General features: G+C 70.7%; 19 protein-coding genes. 9 read left to right on the top strand and 10 right to left on the bottom strand.

The genetic code is table 11. The features are described from left to right. Positions 1–762: 762 nt before the first annotated feature. Complete coding sequence (locus ABEA24_RS33335; RefSeq protein WP_345435753.1) at positions 763–1548, bottom strand: Fic family protein; 786 nt, start codon at positions 1546–1548, stop codon at positions 763–765. 227 nt (positions 1549–1775) lie between these two features. Between ABEA24_RS33335 and acs the strand changes: the two genes are divergently transcribed. From acs to ABEA24_RS33315, 4 genes are all read left to right on the top strand, one after another. Continuing rightward, on the top strand, positions 1776–3761 hold the full coding sequence (acs, locus tag ABEA24_RS33330; protein ID WP_425551263.1) for an acetate--CoA ligase: 1986 nt from the start codon (positions 1776–1778) through the stop codon (positions 3759–3761). A 277-nt stretch (positions 3762–4038) separates the two neighbouring features. After that, positions 4039–4491, top strand: a complete 453-nt coding sequence (locus ABEA24_RS33325; protein WP_345435749.1) for a phage holin family protein — start codon at positions 4039–4041, stop codon at positions 4489–4491. A 54-nt stretch (positions 4492–4545) separates the two neighbouring features. Beyond that, the gene (locus ABEA24_RS33320) at positions 4546–5454 is read left to right on the top strand and encodes an alpha/beta fold hydrolase (protein WP_345435746.1); all 909 of its coding nucleotides are present in this window, start codon (positions 4546–4548) and stop codon (positions 5452–5454) included. Positions 5455–5527: 73 nt separating this feature from the next. Beyond that, the gene (locus tag ABEA24_RS33315) at positions 5528–6001 is read left to right on the top strand and encodes a DUF309 domain-containing protein (RefSeq protein WP_345435744.1); all 474 of its coding nucleotides are present in this window, start codon (positions 5528–5530) and stop codon (positions 5999–6001) included. Positions 6002–6013: 12 nt separating this feature from the next. Here the strand turns inward: ABEA24_RS33315 and ABEA24_RS33310 are convergent, their stop codons facing one another. The 3 genes from ABEA24_RS33310 to nth all read right to left on the bottom strand — a co-directional run bounded on the left by ABEA24_RS33310 (position 6014) and on the right by nth (position 8709). Beyond that, positions 6014–7195 carry a MarP family serine protease gene (locus tag ABEA24_RS33310; RefSeq protein ID WP_425551269.1) on the bottom strand — a complete coding sequence of 394 codons (1182 nt, stop codon included), beginning with the start codon at positions 7193–7195 and terminating at the stop codon, positions 6014–6016. 96 nt (positions 7196–7291) lie between these two features. Beyond that, entirely contained in the window at positions 7292–7960 is a 669-nt protein-coding gene (locus tag ABEA24_RS33305; protein ID WP_425551268.1) for an NUDIX hydrolase, read from the bottom strand. Between the two features lie 41 nt (positions 7961–8001). Then, entirely contained in the window at positions 8002–8709 is a 708-nt protein-coding gene (gene nth, locus ABEA24_RS33300; protein WP_345435742.1) for an endonuclease III, read from the bottom strand. 84 nt (positions 8710–8793) lie between these two features. Here nth and ABEA24_RS33295 point away from each other — a divergent pair, with 84 nt between their 5' ends. From ABEA24_RS33295 to ABEA24_RS33285, 3 genes are all read left to right on the top strand, one after another. Beyond that, positions 8794–9480: a Crp/Fnr family transcriptional regulator gene (locus ABEA24_RS33295; RefSeq protein ID WP_345435740.1), complete on the top strand. Its 687-nt coding sequence runs from the start codon at positions 8794–8796 to the stop codon at positions 9478–9480. Positions 9481–9842: 362 nt separating this feature from the next. Then, the gene (locus ABEA24_RS33290) at positions 9843–10172 is read left to right on the top strand and encodes a trypco2 family protein (protein WP_345435738.1); all 330 of its coding nucleotides are present in this window, start codon (positions 9843–9845) and stop codon (positions 10170–10172) included. Continuing rightward, positions 10159–14127 carry a serine protease gene (locus tag ABEA24_RS33285; protein ID WP_345435736.1) on the top strand — a complete coding sequence of 1323 codons (3969 nt, stop codon included), beginning with the start codon at positions 10159–10161 and terminating at the stop codon, positions 14125–14127. Before ABEA24_RS33290 ends, ABEA24_RS33285 begins: the two co-directional genes overlap by 14 nt. Here the strand turns inward: ABEA24_RS33285 and ABEA24_RS33280 are convergent. The 5 genes from ABEA24_RS33280 to ABEA24_RS33260 all read right to left on the bottom strand — a co-directional run bounded on the left by ABEA24_RS33280 (position 14124) and on the right by ABEA24_RS33260 (position 17562). Next, positions 14124–14903, bottom strand: a complete 780-nt coding sequence (locus ABEA24_RS33280) for an MBL fold metallo-hydrolase (protein ID WP_345435734.1) — start codon at positions 14901–14903, stop codon at positions 14124–14126. The two genes, ABEA24_RS33285 and ABEA24_RS33280, sit on opposite strands and share 4 nt — an antisense overlap. Before the next feature lie 73 nt (positions 14904–14976). Beyond that, complete coding sequence (locus ABEA24_RS33275) at positions 14977–15837, bottom strand: NUDIX hydrolase (RefSeq protein ID WP_345435732.1); 861 nt, start codon at positions 15835–15837, stop codon at positions 14977–14979. Between the two features lie 77 nt (positions 15838–15914). Then, positions 15915–16376, bottom strand: coding sequence for a RidA family protein (locus tag ABEA24_RS33270; protein WP_345435730.1), 462 nt, complete (start codon positions 16374–16376; stop codon positions 15915–15917). Next, entirely contained in the window at positions 16373–16528 is a 156-nt protein-coding gene (sp36, locus tag ABEA24_RS33265; RefSeq protein ID WP_252781158.1) for a Sp36 family protein, read from the bottom strand. Before sp36 ends, ABEA24_RS33270 begins: the two co-directional genes overlap by 4 nt. A gap of 68 nt (positions 16529–16596) precedes the next feature. Beyond that, positions 16597–17562, bottom strand: coding sequence for an SPFH domain-containing protein (locus tag ABEA24_RS33260; protein ID WP_345435728.1), 966 nt, complete (start codon positions 17560–17562; stop codon positions 16597–16599). Between the two features lie 124 nt (positions 17563–17686). Between ABEA24_RS33260 and bagA the strand changes: the two genes are divergently transcribed. Together bagA and bagB are read left to right on the top strand one after the other, a co-directional pair. Next, complete coding sequence (gene bagA, locus ABEA24_RS33255) at positions 17687–18682, top strand: ATPase BagA (protein WP_345435726.1); 996 nt, start codon at positions 17687–17689, stop codon at positions 18680–18682. Further along, positions 18679–19833: an ATPase BagB gene (gene bagB / locus ABEA24_RS33250; RefSeq protein ID WP_345435724.1), complete on the top strand. Its 1155-nt coding sequence runs from the start codon at positions 18679–18681 to the stop codon at positions 19831–19833. Before bagA ends, bagB begins: the two co-directional genes overlap by 4 nt. A 61-nt stretch (positions 19834–19894) precedes the next feature. Here bagB and ABEA24_RS33245 read toward each other — a convergent pair whose 3' ends face one another. After that, positions 19895–20203: a WhiB family transcriptional regulator gene (locus ABEA24_RS33245; RefSeq protein ID WP_345435722.1), complete on the bottom strand. Its 309-nt coding sequence runs from the start codon at positions 20201–20203 to the stop codon at positions 19895–19897. Positions 20204–20277 lie beyond the last annotated feature (74 nt).

Genomic DNA, 20277 nt, shown 5'->3' with positions numbered 1-20277 from the left:
TAGCGGAAGCAGGCGAGATCGTTCTGCGCTCGGGCACGCTTGATTGATACAGAGGTAGATCACACTGCGTGATCTTTTTCCCGTCGCCGGAGTGACGCCCGACCACCGCGACCAATGCCGCATTTCCGAAGTCGATCTCTTGTGCGGGTTCACGGTTCCGCCCTCGAAGATCGCCTCGCGTACCCCGGTCCGGCGAATCGAGGGCTTGCCAACTGGGCTGATTCGGCGTAGACAGGTTGCACGGACCTAGTGTCCGAGCACGGCAGCCGGGCACCCACGCGCGACCAGCCGCGGGAGGCGCGTCGAGACGGGCTTGACCCGATCCGACGAATAGAGGTGCACGCTTGGTAACCCGGTGTGACGTGTCGGCGACGGCGTTCCTCCGGGAGCGCCGTTCGCTTTGCGCCGGTCCGTTCGCTCTGCGTCGTCGGCCATCCCCGTTCCGCCGCGCCGATATCGATTACGCGCCGTCCATGGACCCGTCGGCACCCGCACGTGGGGTAACCGGATCGACTGAACCCTCTCACCCCGCCGACGATGCGGAGATCACCCCGCGCGTCCTGACATTGCCTTGACGGACGGCCGGCACCAACGCCTCTCCGTACCGAGAAAGTGTCCCGAGAGCCCGGAAAAGCGAACGGCTCCACATCCCGCCGGTCGAAGCACCGTCCGCGCCCGTCGACCGCAAGATGTCACCCGCGCCCCGCCGACCGCGAGGCACGCCTCAACCGCAAGGCGCCGTCTCGGACCGCGCGGGACGCCTCAGCCGCGCAGGAACGCCTCGCAGACCGCGAGCGCGTCGCGCGCGCCCAGCTCGACGGCCTCGGCACAGTGGCACACCCAGCGCGCCACGCCGTCCGGAGTGCCCGTCGTGTAACCGCGCAGGGCGTTCCCGTACGTGTCCTGGAGCTCGAGGTGCCCGACCTCCGGGGCGGTCAGCGACTTGGGATCGAGGCCCCGGTCGACCAGGGTGAGCCGCGCCGCCGCCCGGGCCACGATGCCGTCGCCCCAGCCGAACGGCCGCAGCGCCAGCAGCTCGCCGTGCACGATCGCGGCGACGACGACGGCCGGCGCCTCCGTCGGGGCGGTCAGCAGGTCGCTGAGCACGTCGAGGCGCGCGGCGACCTCCTTGGCCGACGGCGGCGGGCCGAGTTCGAGGGGGTCGGCCGCGTCGTCGTCCGGGCGTGGCCGGCCCAACGCGTCGGGGTCGACGGCGTCCGCGGCCGCCAGGGCGTGGAGCCGCGCGAGCGCCTGGCGCGGGGCCTTCCGCCAGATGTCCGCGAGCGATCCGAGTTCGGCCGACACCCGCAGCGCGCCCTGCACGACCGGATCGTTCGACAGGCCGCCGCGAACCTCGTCAAGGGGCGCCGAGACGCCTTCGAGGGCGGCCGAGGCCCGGGCGCCGCGCAGTGCCGACTCCGCGGAGACCTCGGCGCTGCGCCGCCGCAGGATCCGGTGGCCGAGCAGCCGGTCGACGGCCTCCCGGGTCCGCTCGACGGCCTCGGGCACGTCGGGCAGGGTCGCGACGTTGGCAAACGGATCGCTCATCGGACGCGCGGCGTTCGGAGCCCGCCCCGGCGGCGGGCCGGTACGGAGACGCCGCTTCCTCCTTGGAACATCGGTGGCCGTCACGGCACGGCGCGGGGTGGACGCGGCGCGATCCCCGCTCACGGGCGGAGACGGCGCCATCGCATGACCCTACGCGGCGTGCGCCCCTTGTAACGACATACGCGAAGCTGGTGAAGTTGGCATGGACCATCCTGACCTTCTGACCGATGGAGGAGCGCGTCGTGACGCAGGAAACCCCACACGAGACACTCTCCAACCTGCTCCAGGAGAGCCGGCGGTTCGCTCCCCCCGCAGATCTCGCCGAGGCCGCGAACGTCACCTCGGCGGCGTACGAGGAGGCGGCGGCGGATCGGCTCGCGTTCTGGGAGAAGCAGGCGAGGCGCCTGCATTGGAACACCGAGTGGGACACCGTGCTGGACTGGTCGAACCCGCCGTTCGCCAAGTGGTTCGTCGGCGGGAAGCTGAACGCCGCGTACAACTGCGTCGACCGGCATGTCGAGGCGGGTATCGGCGACCGGGTCGCCTACCACTGGGAGGGTGAGCCCGGCGACACCCGCACGATCACGTACGCCGATCTGCAGCGTGAGGTGTCCAAGGCCGCGAACGCCCTCCTCGAGCTCGGTGTCCAGAAGGGCGACCGGGTCGCGATCTACATGCCGATGATCCCCGAGACGGTGTTCGCGATGCTGGCCTGTGCCCGCATCGGCGCGCCGCACACGGTGGTGTTCGGCGGGTTCTCCGCCGACGCGCTGCGCGGCCGTATCGAGGACTGTGACGCGCACGTCGTGATCACCGCGGACGGCGGCTACCGGCGGGGCGCGCCGAGCGCGCTCAAGCCGAACGTCGACGAGGCCATCGAGGGCATCGACCACGTACGGAACGTCCTCGTCGTCCGCCGCACCGGCCAGGACGTCGCCTGGACGGAGGGGCGCGACGTCTGGTGGCACGACGTCGTCGACCGGCAGAGCGAGGAGCACGAGGCGGAGCCGCACGACGCGGAGCACCCGCTGTACGTCATGTACACCTCGGGCACGACCGCCAAGCCGAAGGGCATCCTGCACACCACCGGCGGCTACCTCACGCAGGTCTCCTGGACCCACAACGCGGTGTTCGACCTGAAGCCGGAGACCGACGTCTACTGGACCGCGGCCGACATCGGCTGGGTGACCGGCCACTCGTACATCGTCTACGGACCGCTGTCCAACGGCGCGACCAGCGTCATGTACGAGGGGACGCCCGACACCCCGCACAAGGGCCGCTGGTGGGAGACCGTCGCCAAGTACAAGGTGTCGATCCTGTACTGCGCGCCGACCGCGATCCGCACGTTCATGAAGTGGGGCGACGACATCCCCGCCCAGCACGACCTGTCGTCGCTGCGGCTGCTCGGCTCGGTCGGCGAGCCGATCAACCCGGAGGCGTACGTCTGGTACCGCCACAACATCGGCGGCGACCGTACGCCGGTGGTGGACACCTGGTGGCAGACCGAGACCGGCGCCATCATGATCAGCCCGCTGCCGGGCGTGACGCACGGCAAGCCCGGCGCGGCGATGCGGCCGCTGCCCGGCATCGAGGCCGACATCGTCGACGACCAGGGCACGCCGGTGCCGAACGGCGGAGGCGGCTTCCTCGTCGTCAAGGAGCCGTGGCCGTCGATGCTGCGCACGATCTGGGGCGACGACGAGCGGTACATCAAGACGTACTGGTCGCGCTTTGACGGCCTGTACTTCGCGGGCGACGGCGCGAAGAAGGACGACGACGGCGACTTCTGGCTGCTCGGCCGGGTGGACGACGTCATGCTCGTCTCCGGGCACAACATCTCGACCACGGAGGTCGAATCGGCGCTGGTGTCGAACTCCAAGGTCGCCGAGGCGGCGGTGGTCGGCTCCACCGACCCGGTCACCGGGCAGGCCATCGTCGCGTTCGTCATCCTGCGCGGGGAGACCGTCGACAACGGCGAGGCGCTCGTCGCCGAGCTGCGCGACCACGTCGCCAAGCACCTGGGCCCGATCGCCAAGCCCCGCCAGATCATGATCGTTCCGGAGCTGCCCAAGACGCGGTCCGGGAAGATCATGCGACGGCTGCTCCGTGACGTCGCCGAGAACCGCTCGCTCGGGGACGTGACCACGCTGACGGACAGCACGGTGATGGACCTCATCAAGACGAAGATGCCGTCCGCGTCGGGCGACGAATAGCGACGACCGAGCGCGGCCCCGCCTCCCGGGGCCGCGCTCTCTCATTCCACCTTCCCGGCCCCGGCCGTACGGCCGTGTCACGGCGGGTGACGGCCGCGCGGCGATAACGGCCCACCGCGCGAATCGGCCCGCCCCGCCACCGGTAACCTCGGACAGTCCTGTGCCGAGAAGCCGTTCTTGCGCCGGTAGTTCGCTGGTTCACTTCCTCATCGGCGATTCGGCCTATTCGGATCACGCGCCATCCGAGAGAGTGGCGACCGGCACTGAGAGGAGAAACATGACCGAGGTACGGCCGGACGGGCAGTATCCGAACGGGCAGTATGACGACAAATCACTCGGCGAGCTGGTCGCCATCGCCACGGGCAGCGTGTCACGCCTCGTCAAGTCGGAGATCGAGCTCGCCAAGCTGGAGCTGAAGGGCGACGCCAAGAAGGCGGCGCTCGGCGGGACCCTCTTCGCCGTGGCCGGGGTCATCGGCGGCGTCGTCGTCATCCTGCTGTCGATCGCTGCCGCGTACGGCCTGGTCGCGGCCGGTATCTGGCAATGGGCGGCGTTCCTCATCGTGGCGGGCTTCTACGTACTTCTGGCGGCCGTGCTCATCCTCATCGGCCTGTGGCGGATGAAGAAGATGAGCGGCGCCAAACGGTCCCGGCAGTCCGTGATGGAGGACTTCGCCATGCTGCGGCGAAACAGCGGTTCGGACGACGAGAAGCCCGCGCTGACCGAGTGACGTCCGCCGGCGGGGCGGGGTGACGCCCGCGGGCCGATGAAGAGGGGGCCGGACATGGCCGACGAGTCCGTCGTCCAGATCGATGGTCCGTGGCGGCACCGGTCGGTGAGCGCGGGGGGCACGCGCTTCCACGTCGTCGAGGCCGGGGAGGGTCCGCTCGTGCTGCTGCTGCACGGGTTCCCGCAGTTCTGGTGGTCGTGGCACCGTCAGCTGGTGTCGCTGGCCGGGGCGGGGTTCCGCGCGGCAGCCGTCGACCTGCGTGGATACGGCGGAAGCGACAAACCACCGCGCGGGTACGACCTGATCACGCTGACCCGGGACGCCGCCGGGCTGGTCCGCGCGCTCGGCGCGGCCAGTGCCACCGTCGTCGGGCACGACTGGGGCGGCCTGCTGGCCTGGACGATGGGTGTCTACCAGCCCCGAGTCGTCCAGCGGCTCGCCGTGGTGTCGGCGCCCCACCCGCTGCGCCTGCGCACCGCGATCGCGACGGATCCACTCGGTCAGGGCTGGGCGGCCCGGCACACGCTCGGCTTCCAACTGCCGATGGGGCCGGAGCGGCTGCTCGTCCGGGACGACGCCGCCCAGGTCGGCCACCTGCTGCGCGCCTGGTCGGCCCCCGGCTGGCCCGACACCGCCGGCGAGCGACTGTACCGCTCGGCCTTCCAGATCCCCGGAGTCGCGCACTGCGCGCTGGAGTACCACCGCTGGGCGGTGCGCTCGATCGTGCGCCCGGACGGCCTGCGGTACGCCCGCCGGATGCGCGCCCCCGTCCGCGTCCCCACGCTGCAGCTGCACGGCTCGCTGGACCGCTACGTGCTGCCCCGAAGCGCCCAGGGTTCGGGCCGGTACGTCGACGCGCCCTACCGATGGAGGCTGATCGAGGGGGTCGGGCACTTCCCCCACGAGGAACGCCCCGAGGCCTTCGACACCGAGCTCCTCTCCTGGCTCGCAGCCGGACAATAGGCATATGCGCGAACGCGAGGAGGACGGGGACCGACGATGGGGCGTGCGCGGCCTGAGGCCGGACAATAGGGGCATGCGCGATCGGGATGAGGTGGGACGGGCACGCAACGCACGGCCCCGGGACGCGTACGGCCGGCCGCTGCCGCACGACGCCGTCGGAGAGGAACGCGTCCCCGACGACTACGCCGCGGAGCCGGCGGAGGCGCTGACCGAGGCACAGCGGCTGCTCGACGCCGACCGTCCCTTCCATGCTCACGAGGTCCTGGAGGCCGCCTGGAAGGCCGCTCCGGACGCCGAGCGCGCCCTGTGGCAGGGGCTGGCCCAGTTGGCCGTCGGATTCACGCACGTACGGCGCGGCAACGCGCGAGGGGCCGCCACGCTGCTGCGCCGCGCCGCCGACCGCATCGCCCCGTACGCCGGGAGCACGCCGCACGGGATCGCGGTCGCCGAACTCGCCCGCGCGGCCTACGCGCTGGCCGACCGCATCGAACGCGACGGCCTGGACGCGGTCACGGACGCGGACCTGGCTCCCCGGCTGCGCGGCTAGTCCTGGAGGCGCTCAGTCCGAGCAGGCCTCCGTCGAGACGCTTCCGCTGGCGTTGACGCCCGCTTGGGCGTCCGGGGCGACCTCGTGGGCCGTCAGGGCGTATCCGGTGTCCTTGTTGTCGAGGGCGGCGGCGAAGACCACGCCGTACACCTTGCCGCTCGGCGCGAGCAGCGGACCACCGGAGTTGCCCTGTTCGACCAGCGCGCGGATGGCGAAGATCTCGCGCGTGACCTGGCCGGAGTGGTAGATGTCCGGGCCCTTGGCCTTCTGCTTGGCGCGGATCCGGGCGGCGCGCGGGGTGAAATTCTGGTTCTTCGGGTAGCCGGCGACGACGGCGTTGTCGCGGCTCTGCCCGCCCTCGTCGAACTGCAGGGAGGGGAGGCGCAGGCTCGGGACGTCGAGGACGGCGATGTCGCGTTTGTCGTCGTACAGCACGACCTTGGCTGGGAGGCCCCTCTTGCCCAGGGGGTACACCGTGGGGCCGCTGTCGACGCCCGCGACGACGTGGGCGTTGGTCATCACGCGGCCGGGGGCGTACACGAAGCCGGTGCCCTCGATCCGGCGCTGGCAGCTGTGCGCCGTCCCCATGATCTTGACGATGCTCTTCTCGGCCGCGAGCAGCTCCGGGGTGTTGAGGACCTTGGTGTCCGGGGGCGGCACCTCGGCGATGGGCTCACCGCCGAGCCCGCCGAACACCTGGGGGAACTCCGTCTTCGAGACGAAGCCGCGGAAGGAGGAGAACCAGGTGTTGGCCTGCTGCGGCATGAACGCGTCGACGCCGTGCAGCACCTCGGAGTTCTTGACCTGGGTGCGCAGCCAGACGATCGGCGACGTCACCAGGGCGCTGCCGATGAACCACGCCACCACGAGCAACGCGACGCTGCTGACGCACGCCCCGCCGACGGCGTCGACGCTGCGGGCCGACTCCCAGGTGACGCGGCTGCGCAGGGCGGAACCGACGGAGGAGGCGATCAGCTGCCCCAGGGTCGCGGCCAGGAAGGCGATGACGACGGCGAGCAGCGCCTGTTGCGCGGCGCCGTCGACGACCGCTTTGACCAGCGGCGGGGCGATCAGCATGCCGAGGACGACGCCCCCGACGAAGCCGACGAAGCTGAGCACGCCCACGATGAAGCCCTGCCGGTAGCCCGAGATGGCGAACAGCACGACGAGCACGAGCAGGATGAGATCAAGGATGTGATCGCCCAGCACCGGACAACCGTATAGCGGTTCGGGGTCCGAGGACGTCCCCTCCCCGGACCAGTTCCGCTTCGACGGCGTACGAACGGAGGACTACTCGCTGCCGGCGAGGTCGATGACCTCGGCCGGAAGGTCCTCGACCCGGCTCTTGTCCCAGGGGCGATCCCAGCCGGCCGCCTCGAGCACCGTGTGCAGGAGGCCGGCGGTGAATCCCCACACCAGCATCCCCTGGACGCGGAACGCCGGGCCGAGGTGGCCGGAGGGGCTGCGGACGCGCAGCCGGTTGGCGGGGTCCGTCAGCTCGGACAGCGGAACCCGGGCGACCGAGGCGACCTCGCGAGGGTCGGCGGCGGCGACGGAGGACGGCTCCCGCCACCAGGCGACGACCGGGGTGACGCGGTACCTGCTGTAGGGGATGTACAGCTCCGGCATCGTGGCCAGGAGGGTCACGCCGGAGGGGTCGAGGCCGGTCTCCTCGACGGCCTCGCGCAGGGCGGCGCCCTCCGGTCCGCCGTCGCCGGGGTCGATGCCGCCGCCGGGGAAGGCCGGCTGCCCGGCGTGCTTGCGGAGGGTGTCCGCGCGCTGGAGGAGCAGGACGTCGGGACCGTCGGGTCCCTCACCGAACAGGATGAGCACCGCGGCGGCGCGGGCGCCGTTCGCGGGCGGACGCAACAGGGCGGGGACCTGGACGCGGGAGGCCGTGGCCGCGAAGTCACGTAGCCACTCCGGGCAGTCCGTCGCCATGGGGGGTTCGACCGACATCATTGAGGGTTCAACGGAGTCGGCCTCCGGATCCTTCCCGGTCACGAGAAGGGACCGGACTTGACCAGCTTGCGGGCGGTCTCCTCGTCGGTGGGGCCCTCGCCGTACGACGGGCAGAGGCGGGCGATCGGGCAGACGCCGCAGGCCGGGCGCCGGGCGTGGCAGATGCGCCGGCCGTGCCAGATCAGCCGGTGGGACAGGATCGTCCAGTCCTTGCGCGGGATCAGCTCCCCGACCTCGTACTCGATCTTCACCGGGTCGGTCTCGGTGGTCCAGCCGAACCGCCTGGTCAGCCGCTGGAAGTGGGTGTCGACCGTGATGCCCGGGACGTCGAAGGCGTTGCCGAGTACGACGTTGGCGGTCTTGCGGCCCACGCCGGGCAGCGTCACGAGCTCCTCGAGGGTGCGCGGCACCTCGCCGCCGAAGCGGTCGCACAGCTCCTGGCCGAGTTTGAGCAGGCTGTTGGTCTTCGCCCGGAAGAAGCCCGTCGACTGAATGATCTTCTCGACGTCCTCGCGGTCGGCCGCCGCGAGGTCCGCTGCGGCCGGGTAGCGGGCGAAGAGGGTCGGGGTGACCATATTGACCCGCTTGTCCGTCGTCTGCGCGGACAAGATCGTCGCAACCAGCAGTTGGAACGGGTTGTCGAAATCCAACTCACAGTGTGCGTCCGGGTACACTTCCGCCAGTTCTCGGTTGATCCGGCGAGCCCGGCGTACCAGGGCGAGACGCGACTCCGGTTTGCGTGGCACGAACGCAAGGGTAACGGGGGGGTCGCCCAAAACTCATCCTGCGATGTACGTCACACTGTGGTCGTACGTGAGCGAGGAGGAAACGTGAACGACCGCGACGTGGAGGTTCTGGGACGGGCCCCGCTGTTCGAAGCTCTCGACGAGGAGGGGGCCAAGGCGCTGCGCGCCATCGTGTCAGAGGTCCACCTGTCCCGCGGTCAGACCCTCTTCTCCGAAGATCAAGAAGGCGACCGACTCTACGTCGTCCTCGAGGGCAAGATCAAGCTGACCCGGACGGCGCCCGACGGGCGAGAGAACCTCCTGAGCGTGCTCGGCCCCAGCGAGATGTTCGGCGAGCTGTCCCTGTTCGACCCGAGGCCGCGCACGGCCAGCGCCATCGCCGTGACCGAGGCGCGCCTGGCCGCGCTGGGCCACAGCGACCTGTGGCCGTTCCTCAAGGGGCACCCGGAGATCAGCATTCACCTGCTGCGGGCCCTCGCCCAGCGGCTGCGTCGGACCAACGAGAACATGGCGGACCTCGTCTTCACCGACGTGCCCGGCCGGGTCGCCAAGGCCCTGCTCGACCTCGCCGAACGGTTCGGCCAGCCCAGCGAGAGCGGACTGCACGTCCACCACGACCTGACGCAGGAGGAGCTCGCCCAGCTCGTCGGCGCGTCCCGGGAGACGGTGAACAAGGCCCTCGCGGACTTCGCCCAGCGCGGCTGGCTGCGGATCGAGGCCCGCGCCGTGCAGGTCCTCGACATCGACCGCCTTCGCAAGCGCTCCCGCTGATACGGCGGCGAACGCTCACCGCCAGACCGCGGCAAGTGGCGGACACCGTGGGAAGCGCTACGGAAAAACGGGATAGAAGTGGTCACACCCGTTAATAAGGGATAGAAGGCCAGCCGCCGAAAGCTCGCCCATTCTCATCCCTGTAATCGAGCGGCCTGGAGACCATCGAAAGTCCAGTGCCGCCGTTCCGGCCGCCGGTGTCCCCGGCGGCCGGCGGCCACGCATCAGATCACAGGCGGGTCGCCGTCGGCGCGCGACGCCGGACGTACCCGTATCGGCGGATGCGGGCCGTCGGCTCACCTCGGCCCCGAGCTTTTCAATGGTGGTATAAGGGATTTCGCCGCCTTTACCATTGGAGGGCCATGTCCGAGGCGCAATCCTTCGACGAAGAATCCGGGCTGCCGCTCGCGGAGGCCGTCCGGCAACTCCGGGCCGAACTCCTCGCGGCGACGGAGGAGGGCCAGGCGGAGGGCCTGAAATTCACGGTCGAGTCCATCGATCTCGAGCTGAACCTCGTACTCGACACCCGCAACAAGTACGACGGCAGGCTCGGCCTGTGGAAGGTGTCGGCAGGGGGCGGCCGCGAGAGGGGACGGCAGGAGACCCACCGCATGATCCTCAAGCTCAAGCCCCAGCACACCGACCGCGGGGAGATCACCGAGGTCAGCATCAAGGGTCATGGGGAGTACTGATCGCCCAGGCCTTCGCCTCCTCTGCCTGATCGAGGACCCCGACGACTCCGACAGTTGGGGATCCGGTTTCGCCGTCGGACCCGACCTCGTGCTGACCTGCCGTCATGTGGTCGAGCCGGTTCGGCAGGTCTGGCACGTCACCCCACACGGGGGCGTGAGGCTCACGGGCAAGGTCCTCTGGAAGCCGGACGATCCCCACCTCGACGCGGCCCTCATCGAGCTCGACGGCGCCGGCCCCTGGGCCGAGGACCTGTTCCCGCTGAGATTCGGCGAGCTCACCGAGCCGGCCGATCGGGCCGACTGCGTGACCTACGGGTATCCGATCGTGCGGAAGATCGCCGGAGTCTGCCGGCATGAGAATCGCCCCTGGACGGCCATGGGCACGACCGGCGCCGAGACCGGCCGATACCTGATCAGCACCACGATGGCCTTGCCCCGTGACCGGGAACCCGATCCGAAGACCAAGGAGTACCGCTCACCCTGGGCCGGTCTGTCCGGGGCCGCCCTCCTCAGCGAGGACGAGACCGTCGTCCTCGGCCTGGTCGTCGTCGACCCTGCGCGGTACCTGGGGAGCACCGAAGCGATCCGTGCTTCCGCGCTCTTGAAGGACTCCGCCTTCCGCCGGTTCCTTGGTGCGGGCGAGCCGGTGCCCTGGCCGCCGACCGACGAAGAAACGTTCGCCGACGGAATCGTCAGGCACTCCGACGAGATCCGCGGGCTCGCCGGCATGCGGGCGAACCTCACCGAGGACCGACTGCCGTTCGTCGCCCCCGCCGAGACCTCCGACACGCACCCGCAACAGCTGCTGTCCCTGCTCTCCGATCCCACCGACGACCGGGGCGTCCTGCTCGTCGGCGCGGCCGGCGTCGGTAAGACGAGGACCTGCCTGGAGGTCGGCACCCTCGCCGAGGAGGAGCACGGCTGGACCGTCCTGCACGTGCGGACCGGCGAGCCGGCCGTGACCACCGAGCAGCTCGCCGCCGCGATCGCGGCCACCACGGGCGACGTCCTGGTCATCGTCGACTATCTCCACGAGAGCACCCTCAGTCTTTCCACCCTGCACGCGCGAGTCCTCCCGGACGCCCGCCGCGAAGGCAGGCGCGTCGCCCTGCTCGCCTCGGCCCGCACCGCCTGGTTCAATCAAAGGAACCAGGACGATCCATACCTGTCCCGGCTCTTTCGCAAGGTCGATCTGGAACCGGATGACGTTCAGAGCGGCTCCATCCGCGACACGGTCATCAACCGCCTCGCCAAGGACGCCTGCCGCATCCTCACCGAGGAGAAGGTCGCCGCCCTGTGCGGCACTCGTCCCGTCATCGCGATGCTGATCGCCGCCGAACTTCAGGCGAGCACCGAACGGGGAACGCTCACCGCGGACGGCCCGACCCCCCGCTCCGGCATGCTCATCGACTGGCTGCGCCGCCGGCTGCGCGAGGACGGACTGGCGGTGCCGGACGACGGCAAGCCGCTCAGCGATCAGCCGCCCAAGCCGCCCCCCGCGTACCTCCAGGCGATCACCGCGATGGTCGCCGCCGCCCCGCAGGACGAACAGTCCCTTCTCGACTGCGCCGCGGGCGTCCTCGACGACGAGGAGAACACCCGTCACCTGCTCGGCCTCGTGCGCGGCATGGGGTGGCTGGTCGACACCCCGCAGGGGCTCGCGACCGTCCATGACATCGTCGCCGACCACCTGCTCGAACAGTGTCTACTCCGCCCCGGCAGCGGTGTGTTGCGCGGCGAGATCCTCGACCGGATGCTCGACGGCGGTCTGCACAGGGGGCGGAGCATCGCCCGACACGCCGCCAACCTGACCCGCCTGATCCGAGAGCTGGACGTCCCCGGCCGGCCCAATGAGCTGGAGCAGCGGTACGTCGGCTGGGTCGAGGGCCACGCCGAGCGGATCGGCGCGCTGCTGGCCGAGCCCACCACCGAGGGCGCCACCACCCTCACCGCCCTCATCAACAGCGCGGTCCTGAGACCCGTGGTCTCCTCCCGCTGGGACGAACTGGCCGGCCCCTGGTTCGAACGCCATGGCGGAACGCTTCCCGCTCTCCGCGTGCTGGAGTACGGGCTGAAGTCACTCGACCCTGACCGCAGAGCCCGGCTCGCCCGTGACACCATCCGCACGCTCGCCGACCGGCCGCCCCGTCTGGAGCAGGACCATCTCCTCTGCGCCCTGCTCGACGCGGACGATCTCACCGACGTGCCCCTCGGCTCCGTGACGAGCCTCGCGTTCCGCTGGCTCAAACGGTACGGCTCACGAGACAACGCGAGCTTCCTGCTCATGTCTCTGCTCCGGCGACCCGATCTGCCGCCGGACACGCTCAATGCGGTCGGAGCCAGGGCCGTCGCGTGGCTCGGCACCTGCGGCCCCGAAGCCGCGGGCTACGTGGTCAGGGCGCTCCTGGACCGGGATGACATGCCCGGCGAGTGCGTGTCCTCGACGGTGGAGCTGGCCCACGCGCACGTGGAGCAGTCTCCCGAAGCACTGGAGACCAGCTTCCTGCTGGCGCCGATCATCGGTCACCCTGCCGTCCCCGCCGACCGGCAGGACCGGTTGCGGGAGTTGGGGCTGGCCTGGCTCGAGCTTCATGGGAACACCGCCGAGGCTCGTTTCATCGTCAATCGGCTGCTCCACGACTCCCCGGTCCCTACCGAGACGATCGCGGAGAAGGCCTTCGGCTGGCTCGAGGAGCATGGCGACGGCTATTACGCCAGGCCCGTCATCGTCAGCCTCATCGAGCGGTCCAGCGGCGAAGCCCTCCATGCTGCCCTGGACCAGGCCTTCCAGTGGTTGACCAGGCACTGGGAGAGGCTGGAGGCAAGCTACGTCCTCGAGCACCTGCTCCGGAGCCGCCGCCATGCCCTCGACACCGTGACGTACGCGCTCCGCTGGCTTCACAAGCATGGCACCGAGGACGTCGCGTCATACGTGCTCGAGAAGCTGCTCGCCCGCTCCGACCTGCCGGAGCAGGACGCCTCGGACGCCATCACCTACGCGAGTCGGTGGCTGAAGCCGCCGCGAGGCGTCACCTGGGAGGCCAGGTTCGTGCTCGAGAAGCTGCTCAGGCGCCCCGACCTGCGGGAGAAGGTCCTCGTCGACCACACGGCCGGCGCGTTCGACTGGCTCGACGAACACGGCTCCGAGGCCGCGGCGTCGTTCGTGCTCGCGGCCCTCCTCCGGCGTCAGGACCTCGACCGCGAGGTCGCGCGCCAGGCCGTCGCGGAGGCCGTCACCTGGTGGGGACTGCACCCCACCGTCCGGAACGCGCCCTATGTGTTCCTTCCTCTGTTCGAGCATCCATTGCTCGACTCCGACCAGCGGACGGTGCTCGCCGAACGGATCCCCGCGTGGATCGACGCGAACGAAGACGCCCCGCTGGACGAGATCGCCGGCCTCCTGAAGCCCGAATACGCCATCCCCGGAGAAATCCGCACCGCACTCGCCGACCGTGCCATCCCGCGTTTCGCCACTGGCAAGAGACTCCATTGGCCTCTTCACCACGGTTCCCTCGACCTCGTGCTTGAGGTCGCCTTCTCCTGGCTTACGACGCGCGGCACTACCAACGGTGCCCGGTACATCCTTCTTGCCCTACTGTCCAGGCGTGACGTCGTCGGCGAACCGCTGGCACGAGCGGTCACCCACGCCCACGGCTGGCTCGACGGCCGTCCTCCGAACAGCGACTACGGCCGGCTCCTGTGCGAGCTCCTTCCTCGCCACGCCGAACTGACGGACGACCATTTCGACGGGACGGTGGAGTACGCCCTGACCTACCTCGCCGCCCAGGCGGAGCGAAGCCCCTCAGGCATCATCCTCGTCGCGCTACTCGACGATCTTCGCGTGATCGAGCCTCGCCTGACCTACGTCAAGGGCCACGCCCAGACCTGGCTGGGGGTAAACGGCGACGGACCTCACGCCGAAGCCGTCCGCGAGGCCCTCAACCGTCGCGACTAGACCACCCCTCGCTCGGCGAGATAGTCCAGCTGGGCCTGGACCGCCCACTCGGCGGCCGGCCACAGCGACCGGTCGACGTCGGCGTACACGCGTTCCACGACGTCCCGGGCCGTACGCGCGCCGGCCGCGACCGCGGCCTCGACCTGCTGGAGGCGTTCGCGCCGGTGGGCGATGTAGTGGTCGAGCGCGCCCACGGGGTCGTCGAGCCGGGGACCGTGGCCCGGCAGGATCACGCTCGTCCCCTCGGCCATCGCCCGCAGCCGGTCGAGGGAGCCGAGGTAGTCCCCGAGCCGGTGCACCACGGTGGTGCCGTAGCCGAGCACGGTGTCGCCGGTGAGCACGGCCCGGTCGCCGGGCAGCCAGAAGCACAGCGAGTCGGGGGTGTGGCCCGGCGTCTCCATGACGCGCAGCTCCAGCCCGTCCAGCTCGACGACGTCGCCCTCGGCCAGTCCCTCCTCGCCCAGCCGCAGCGCCGGGTCCAGGGCCCGCACGGGCACGGGCCGGGTGCCGTCGGCGGCCAGCTCGGCGAACCGCCGCGCGCCCTCGGCGTGGTCCGGATGGCCGTGCGTGAGCAGCACCAGGACCACGCGTCCCGCCTCGGCGACGACCCGGCGCAGGTGCTCCTCGTGCTCCGGCCCGGGGTCGACGACGATCGACCGCTCGGCGCCCGGTTCACGCAGCACCCAGGTGTTGGTGCCGTCCAGCGTCATGGGCGAGGGGTTCGGGGCCAGCACGCACCGCGCCCGCTCGGTGCCCATTCCGTCGATGCCCGTCATCGCGCCCCCATCCGTCACGGCCGCACCCGCTCGGTGGCCATTCCGTCGATGTCCGTCATCGCGTTCCCGTCCGTCACGGCCGGGCCCCCGGGACGTGCCCGTCGAGCTCCGGCGGCAGGATCAGATAGGCGCCGTCATCGGTCACGCGGGTCTCGGGCAGCCGCGGGCGTACGTCCCGTTCGGCGGCCAGCACCGCGGCGACCGAGTCGTACGCCGCCAACTCGGTGAGCGTGACGAAGGTCGGTGGCAGCAGCGCCATCTCGCCGCGCCGGGCGGTCTCCACCGCCTCATGCGGCCGTACCCACGCGACCCGGTCGGACTCGGTGCTCACGTCGCGGGTGCGCTGCCCGGCCGGCAGGGCCGCGACGAAGAAGCGCGTGTCGTACCGGCGTTCCTCGATCACCGGCGTGATCCAGTGTGCCCAGGGGCGCAGCAGGTCGCTCCGCAGGACCAGGCCGCGCTTGTCGAGCAGCGCGGCGAGCGACAGCGAGCGGTCGAGCAGGGCCAGGCGGTCCGCCTCCCAGTCGTCGCCGCTGATGTCGCCGGCGATCGTGTCGGGGGCGGGCCCGGCGAGGAGGACGCCCGACTCCTCGAACGTCTCGCGTACGGCGGCGCACACCAGCTCGCGCGCGAGGGTCTCCCCGGCCCCGAACGCGGTGCCCCACTCCTCCGGTGACGGCCCGGACCAGCCGACCGTACGGTCGCCGTCCCGCGCGTCCACCGAACCGCCCGGGAAGACGTACGCGCCGGGTGCGAACGGCATCGACGTCACCCGGCGCAGCATGTACACCTCGATGCCGCCGTCGGGGGCGTCACGGAGCAGAACGACCGTCGAGGCGTCCCGTGACACGGCCGGCTCCGCCCGGCCCTCCTCGATGTCGCGCGCGCGTTCGGCCAGCTCATCCGGTAGCCGAAGGCCGGGGACGTCCGCCAACGGAGCCTCCTCGTTCAGGCGTGGGCCGGGACGCCGTCCGCGCAGGACGACGCCCCGCCGGGCTTCCAGACCGAACGCTATTCGACTTCGGCGATCAGTTCGACCTCGACCGGGGCGTTCAGCGGCAGCACCGCCACGCCCACGGCGCTGCGCGCGTGCCGGCCCGCGTCGCCGAACACCTCGGCCAGCAGGTCGCTCGCCCCGTTGATCACCTTCGGCTGACCGAAGAAGTCCGGCGCGCTGGCCACGAAGCCGACGACCTTGACGATGCGGCGTACCCGCGACAGCTCCCCGACCTCGGCCTTGAGCGCGGCGACCGCGTTGAACGCGGCCGTACGGGCGAGCTCGGTGGCCTGCTCCTCGCTCACCTCGGCCCCGACCTTGCCGGTCGCGGGCAGCTTGCCGTCGACCATGGGCACCTGCCCCGACGTGTAGACCAGGTTTCCGGTCCGGGCGGTCGGGACGTACGACGCCACGGGCGGCACGACGTCCGGGATCTCCAGCCCGAGCTCCCGTACCCGCTCCTCCGGCGTGGTCACTGCTTCTCCCGCTTGAGGTAGGCCACGAGGTTCTCCGGGTTGGGACCGGGGATGACGGTGACGAGCTCCCACCCGTCCTCGCCCCAGTTGTCGAGGATCTGCTTCGTGGCGTGCACGAGCAGCGGAACGGTCGCGTACTCCCACTTCTTCATGGGGTGAACACTAGTGGCGCGCCTCACCGCCGCGCGGGCGGCACCTCGTGTCGTACGGGCGCGGTCTCCTAGCGCTGCGCGGGCGGCTCCTCCTGTTGTACGGGCGGGGCGATGCCCGGCTGTTCCTTCGTCTCCATGCCGGCCACGGGCGGCACCTTGTCGGCCGAGTCGATCGAGACCGGCTCGCCGGCCTGCGCGAGCTCCTCCTCGGCCTTGGCCAGGCGCTCGGCCAGGTCGGGCCGGCCCGTGCCCTCGCGCGGCGTCTGGTCGCCGCCGGCGGCGCGGTCGAAGAAGCGCAGCAGCTCGACGGGGAAGGGCATCACGAGGGTGCTGTTCTTCTCCGCGGCCACCTCGACGACCGTCTGGAGGAGACGCAGCTGGAGGGAGGCGGGGTCCTGGGCCATGACCTCGGCGGCGGCCGCCAGCCGCTTGGACGCCTGGAACTCACCGTCGGCGGCGATGATGCGGGCCCGGCGCTCCCGTTCCGCCTCGGCCTGGCGGGCCATGGACCGCTTCATGCCCTCCGGCAGCGAGACGTCCTTGATCTCAACGCGCTCGATCTTGACGCCCCAGGGCGCCTCGGTCATGCCGTCCATGATCTGGCGGAGCTCGGCGTTGATCGACTCACGGTCGGACAGCAGCTGCTGCATGTCGGCCCGGCCGATGACCGCACGCAGCGACGTCTGGGCCACCTGCGAGATCGCCCAGTTGTAGTTCTGCACGTTGACGATCGCCTTCACGGGGTCGATCACCCGGAAGTAGACGACGGCGTCGACGCGAACGCTGACGTTGTCCTGCGTGATGCCCTCTTGCGCGGGGACCCCCATGGCGACCGTCTGCATGTTGACCTTCGTCATCCGGTCGATCACGGGGAAGATCAGCGTCAGGCCCGGCGGCCGAAAGTGTGGCTGCACCTGACCGAGGCGGAAGACCACGCCGCGTTCGACCTGCTGAACGACCTTGATCGACGACAGGATGACCAGCAATATCAGGAATCCGAGGATTCCCAGGAGCACGAATGCCGCTTCAGCCACGGCGCTCACCTTTCTGACGGCCGATTCCCTCATGTCCGACACTAGTCGTCGGATACCCCGAGGTGTCAGAGGTCACTTTCCGGCGCTGCGAACGCGTCGGCGGACGGACGATAACCTCACAAGAGTGAGCGGGAGAGACACCGACTGGGACGGTGTACGGCTGCACGTCGTCACCGGTAAGGGCGGCACCGGGAAGACCACGGTGGCCGCCTCCCTCGCGTTGGCGCTGGCCGCAGGCGGCCAGAAGGTCCTGCTCACCGAGGTCGAGGGCCGCCAGGGCATCGCCCAGCTGTTCGACTGCCCGCCGCTGCCGTACGAGGAGCGCAAGGTCGCGGTCGCGCCCGACGGCGGCGACGTCTACGCCCTCGCGGTCGATCCCGAAGAGGCGATGCTCGACTACCTCGAGATGTTCTACAACCTCAAGCGGGCGGGCAAGGCGCTCACCAAGCTGGGCCTCATCGACTTCGCGACCGCCATCGCCCCAGGCCTGCGCGACGTCCTGCTCACCGGCAAGGCCAGCGAGGCGGTCCGCCGCCGCGACAAGAGCGGCCGGTTCGTCTACGACGCGGTGGTGATGGACGCCCCGCCGACCGGCCGCATCGGCCGGTTTCTCAACGTCAACGCCGAGGTCGCGGGGCTGGCGAAGGTCGGCCCGATCCGCAACCACGCGGACACCGTGATGAAGGTGATCCGCAGCCCGGAGACCGCGGTCCACTTCGTCACGCTCCTGGAGGAGATGCCGGTCCAGGAGACCCTGGACGGGATCACGGAGCTGCGGGAGATCGGCCTGCCCGTCGGCGGCCTGGTGGTCAACATGGTGCGGCCGCCGCTGCTCGACCCGGAGGATCTCGTCCTGGCCGCCCGCGACGAGCTCGACGTCGAGGCGATCCGCATGGGGATCAAGGCGGCCGGCATCGAGGACCGCACCGCCGAGCTCGCCGACGCCCTCGCCGTCGAGGCCGCCGACCACGCGCGCCGCACCGCCCTGCAGGAGCGCGAGAAGGCCCGCCTGGCCGAGGCCCACGCGCCGCAGTACGAACTGCCGATGCTCAGCGACGGCATGGACCTCGCCGGCCTGTACGAGCTCGCCGCCGATCTGAGGACGCAAGGAGCAGCGTGAGCGCCGCAGCCGAGAAGGACCCGCCGGCCTTCTGCATCGACGACCTGATCGACGACCCCGAGACGAAGATCATCGTCTGCTGCGGGTCCGGAGGGGTCGGCAAGACCACGACGGCCGCCGCCGTGGGCGTCCGCGCCGCCGAACGCGGCCGGGACGTCGTCGTCCTGACCGTCGACCCGGCCCGCCGGCTCGCCCAGGCCCTCGGGCTCACCGAGCTGGACAACACCCCACGCCTCGTCGACGACGTCGACGGCGAGCTGTACGCGATGATGCTCGACATGAAGCGCACCTTCGACGAGATCGTCGAGGCGCACGCCGAGCCCGAACGCGCGCGGCAGATCCTGGCCAACCCCTTCTACCAGTCGCTGTCGTCCAGCCTGTCGGGCACGCAGGAGTACATGGCGATGGAGAAGCTGGGCCAGCTGCACCGGTCCGGCGACTGGGACCTCATCGTCGTCGACACCCCGCCGTCCCGGTCGGCCCTGGACTTCCTCGACGCGCCGGAGCGGATGGGACGGTTCCTCGACGGCCGCCTCATCAAGATCCTGATGGCCCCCGCGAAGGCAGGCGGGCGCTTCGGGATGAAGGTCGTGACCGCCGGCTTCGGGATGTTCACCAGCGCGATCACGAAGGTGCTCGGCGGGCAGCTCCTGAAGGACGTCCAGACGTTCGTGCTGGCCTTCGACACGATGTTCGGCGGGTTCCGCGAGCGGGCGGAGCAGACCTACCGGTTGCTCCAGGCGCCCGGCACGGCGTTCCTCGTCGTCGCCGCTCCGGAGCCCGACGCGCTGCGCGAGGCGTCCTACTTCATCGAGCGGCTCGCCGAGGAGCAGATGCCGCTGGCCGGAATGGTCGTCAACCGCGTGCACCGTTCGGACGCGTCGGAGCTGTCGGCCGTACGCAGCCAGGCCGCCGCGGAGACGCTGGACGACCGCGGCGCGCACCCGCTGACCGCCGCGCTGCTGCGCCTGCACGCCGAGCGGATGCAGGTCACCGCGCGGGAGACGCGGCTGTGCGAGAGCTTCACCTCATCGCACCCGACCGTGCCCCGGGCCACCGTCGCGGCCATGGCCGAAGACGTCCACGACCTCGAAGGGCTTCGGTGCATCGCGAGCGAACTCGCCGGCGAACTGGAGGAACCGGCCGCCTGAGAGGCCGATCCGTGTGCTTGAGCCTGGCCGGCCGGGCGCGGCCAGGCCGTCGATCCGCCGATCAGCTCGCGACGAGCTCTTCGTCCGGGTCCTGCGTCTGCTCGTACTGCTCCTTGGCGGTCTCGAGGAGCTCTCGCCACGACGAGACGTCCGGGCGCCGGCGGAGCAACGCGCGGCGCTCGCGCTCCGTCATGCCACCCCAGACACCGAACTCGATGCGGTTGTCGAGAGCGTCGGCGAGACACTCGGTGCGCACTGGGCAGCCGCGGCAGATCAGCTTGGCCCGATTCTGAGCCGCCCCCTGCACGAACAACGCGTCGGGATCCGCGTTACGGCAGGCGGCGCGGGCGGTCCAATCCGTGATCCACATCTTGGCCCCACTCCCCTTGGGTCGGTTGTCGTTTGCGAGCCCCGGCCGGACGGGCGCGGACGTCAGGCCGCCAT

It is taken from the genome of Actinoallomurus vinaceus, from assembly GCF_039542055.1.
Lineage (GTDB): Bacteria > Actinomycetota > Actinomycetes > Streptosporangiales > Streptosporangiaceae > Actinoallomurus > Actinoallomurus vinaceus.
Note: the sequence above shows the minus strand (reverse complement) of the source record. Positions and strands in the feature narration are given on the sequence as shown.